Below are 2791 nucleotides of genomic sequence, written 5' to 3'. Positions count from 1 at the left end.
CGAGCTGGCGCGGATCTCGGTGGGCCGCATCCACCGTGGCGAGCTGGCCCGGCTGGAGGACCAGGCGGTGCTCGTGGACCGGGTGATGCGGTCCGTGCGGGTGCTTGCCCGCCGCGTGCTCCCGGTGGTCGAGGGGGACCACGACGTCCATCCCGTCGCCGAGCTGGTCGAGGGCTTCTCGTCCGGCGTGCGGCTCCTCGCCTCGGACTTCGGCTCCGGGGGCGACGGCGCCCGCGGGCGCGAGCTGCTGACCGCCCTGGCCGCCCAGCTTGACCCGCGGACCGTGGGCGAGGGCGACTGGCAGGTCCAGTCCCTCGTGATGCTCCTGCGCTCGCCGGTCGTCGACGCTCTGGAGGCATCGGGCGCCGGCCCGGGTGAGGCTCGCGAGGCGCTGCCGGAGCTGTAGCGCGCGGTTGTCCACAGCCTGTGCAAATTCGTTGTGGTCAGGTACTTGATCAGATACAGTAATTGGCGTGATCCAGAAATCGAGCGGTCCGACGCCGGAGGGCGGGACCGATGCCTTCGCCGCCGACCTCCTGCGCGGCCACACCGACACGATCGTGCTCGGCGTGCTGCGCTCCAGGGACCGCTACGGCTTCGAGATCTACAAGGAGATCCGCGACGCGACCGGCGGCGACCACGAGATCAAGGAGGCCACGCTCTACGCGGCCTACCGGCGGCTCGTGAAGGACGGCCTGGTCGAGGCGTACTGGGGCGACGAGTCCCAGGGCGGACGCCGCAAGTACTACCGCATCACCGACGCGGGCCGCGCCGTCTACCGGCGCAACGTGGACGCGTGGGTCGCCACCCGGCGCACGATCGACTCCCTCCTGGACCTGAAGGGCTCCCGCTGATGAACACCTTGGTGCACCGCCTGCTGGACGAGGCCTTCGCGGGCCTCCCGGCGACCGACGACGTGCAGGACCTCAAGGAGGAGATCCGCGTGAACCTCCTGGACCGCGTGGCCGAGCTGACGGCGAGCGGTGCGGACGGCGACGCCGCGGCACGGCGAGCGGTCGAGGAGCTCGGGGACGTGCGGGCGCTGGTCGACGGGGGCTCGGTTCGCGACACCGCTCCCGGCGAGCGGCTGAGCCTCCGGCCGTCCCGCCGGTACACCATCGGGGTAGTCATCGCGTCCGCGGTGGTGCTCTCGCCGTTCGTGGGGGTACTGATCGCCCTGGCGGGCAACATCTACGGCATGATCCCGCTGCTCGTCGGTGCGCTCCTGGCAGGACCTGCGATCGGCTGGATCGTCGGGGCGACGCTCGTCCGTGAGACGAGGACCAGGTACGGGATGCCGCGGCAGCGGGCGATCGCCTACGGCTTCGCCTCGGCGCTGGTCGCGCTGTCCGTGTTCGTCGGGACGGCGGGTTACACGAGCTCCATGAACCCGTTCTACGCCATGATGATGTTGCCCGTGCTCCTCGTCGGCGGCGCCTGGCTCGCGTACCTGCTCGCGAGCCAGACCAACCGGCGCAAGCCGTGGGTCCTCGAACGGGCCCGGGAGCGGGCCGGGTCGCGGGCGTCCGGACCAGGCGATTCGCGCCCCAGCTTGCCGTAGGCTCGTGCTGTGTTCGGAGCTCTCCAAACGTTCGTCTTCATCGTGCTGGGCGTCATCGTCTTCGCGGTCCAGGTCATCGCCCTGGTCGACGCGATCCGGCGTCCCGCCCACGCCTACACGTCCGAGGGCAAGCTCTCGAAGCCGATCTGGCTCGCGATCCTCGGCGTCGCGGCGGTCTTCGGCCTGCTCGGGCTGCCGCCGAGCTTCATCACGGCGAGCTCGTTCCTCAACGTGATCGCGGTGGTCCCGGCCATCGTGTACTGGGCCGACGTGCGCCCCCGCCTCCAGCCGTACGGCACCGGCAACAAGCCGCGCGGACCGCAGGGCGGATGGTGAACGCGCCGATGGACGCCGGTCCCGACGCCGGCCCCCTGGCCGAGGTGATCCGCGGCGACATCGTGGAGTCGGTGCACCTGGGCCACCTCGTGGTGCTCGACCCGTCCGGTCGGCCGGTGATCCAGGTGGGCAACCCCACCGCGCCGATCTGGCCGCGGTCGTCGCTCAAGCCGCTGCAGCTCCTCGCGATGCTGCGCGCGGGCCTGGAGCTGCCCGACCGCCTGCTCGCGCTGGCCTCGGCCAGCCACAACGGCGAGCAGTTCCACCTGGAGGGTGTGCTGCAGATCCTGGGTTCCGTGGGCCTCGGCTCCGGCGCGCTGCGGAACACCCCTGACCTGCCGCTCTACCCGCCTGCCGCGCTGGACTGGCACATCGCCCCGCACGACGGCGGTCCGGGCCCGGCGCCGCTCGCGCAGAACTGCTCGGGCAAGCACGCGGCGATGCTCGCCACGTGTCTCACGCAGGGCTGGGACATCGAGACCTACCTGTCGCCCGAGCACCCGCTGCAGCGGGCGGTCCGTGGCACCATCCTGGAGCTGACCGGCGACACCGAGCTCGTCATGCACACCACCGTCGACGGCTGCGGCGCGCCCCTGTTCTCCACGACGCTGCTGGGCCTGGCCCGCGCGTTCTCGACGCTGGGCGCCGCGCCGACGGAGGACGTGCGCTCGCACGAGGCGCGCGCCGCCCGCGCGATCTCCGCGCACCCCGAGATGGTGGGTGGCACGGGCCGCGACGTCACACTCGCCATGCAGGCGGTGCCGGGTCTGGTCGCCAAGGACGGTGCCGAGGGCGTCTACGCCGCCGGCCTGCCCGACGGCTCCGCGCTCGCGTTCAAGGTGCTCGACGGCTCCGCCCGCGCCCGCCCCGCCATCCTCGCCGCCGCGCTGCGCG

The 2791-nt window shown here is 72.3% G+C and carries 4 protein-coding genes and 1 pseudogene; all 5 read left to right on the top strand.

The genetic code is table 11. The annotated features are described in order from the left end of the window. A pseudogene (locus tag PROKR_RS00645) lies at positions 1-406 on the top strand (FUSC family protein); the annotation flags it as partial. A 67-nt stretch (positions 407-473) separates the two neighbouring features. Beyond that, positions 474-854, top strand: coding sequence for a PadR family transcriptional regulator (locus tag PROKR_RS00640; protein ID WP_245605651.1), 381 nt, complete (start codon positions 474-476; stop codon positions 852-854). Beyond that, positions 854-1561, top strand: coding sequence for a permease prefix domain 1-containing protein (locus PROKR_RS00635; protein ID WP_036958844.1), 708 nt, complete (start codon positions 854-856; stop codon positions 1559-1561). The genes PROKR_RS00640 and PROKR_RS00635 overlap by 1 nt, the downstream gene beginning before the upstream one ends. A 9-nt stretch (positions 1562-1570) precedes the next feature. Beyond that, the gene (locus PROKR_RS00630) at positions 1571-1897 is read left to right on the top strand and encodes a DUF2516 family protein (RefSeq protein WP_036958843.1); all 327 of its coding nucleotides are present in this window, start codon (positions 1571-1573) and stop codon (positions 1895-1897) included. Continuing rightward, positions 1891-2791, top strand: a 901-nt coding sequence (locus PROKR_RS00625; protein WP_051432557.1) for an asparaginase, incomplete at its 3' end; no start/stop codon positions are given. The genes PROKR_RS00630 and PROKR_RS00625, both read left to right, overlap by 7 nt.

It is taken from the genome of Promicromonospora kroppenstedtii DSM 19349 (genome assembly GCF_000515355.1).
Classification (GTDB): Bacteria; Actinomycetota; Actinomycetes; order Actinomycetales; family Cellulomonadaceae; genus Promicromonospora; species Promicromonospora kroppenstedtii.
Note: the sequence above shows the minus strand (reverse complement) of the source record. Positions and strands in the feature narration are given on the sequence as shown.

Excerpts from the sequence above, each read along its gene's own strand:
- PROKR_RS00635 (WP_036958844.1), top strand. The coding sequence starts at position 854 with ATGAACACCTTGGTGCACCGCCTGCTGGACGAGGCCTTCGCGGGCCTC.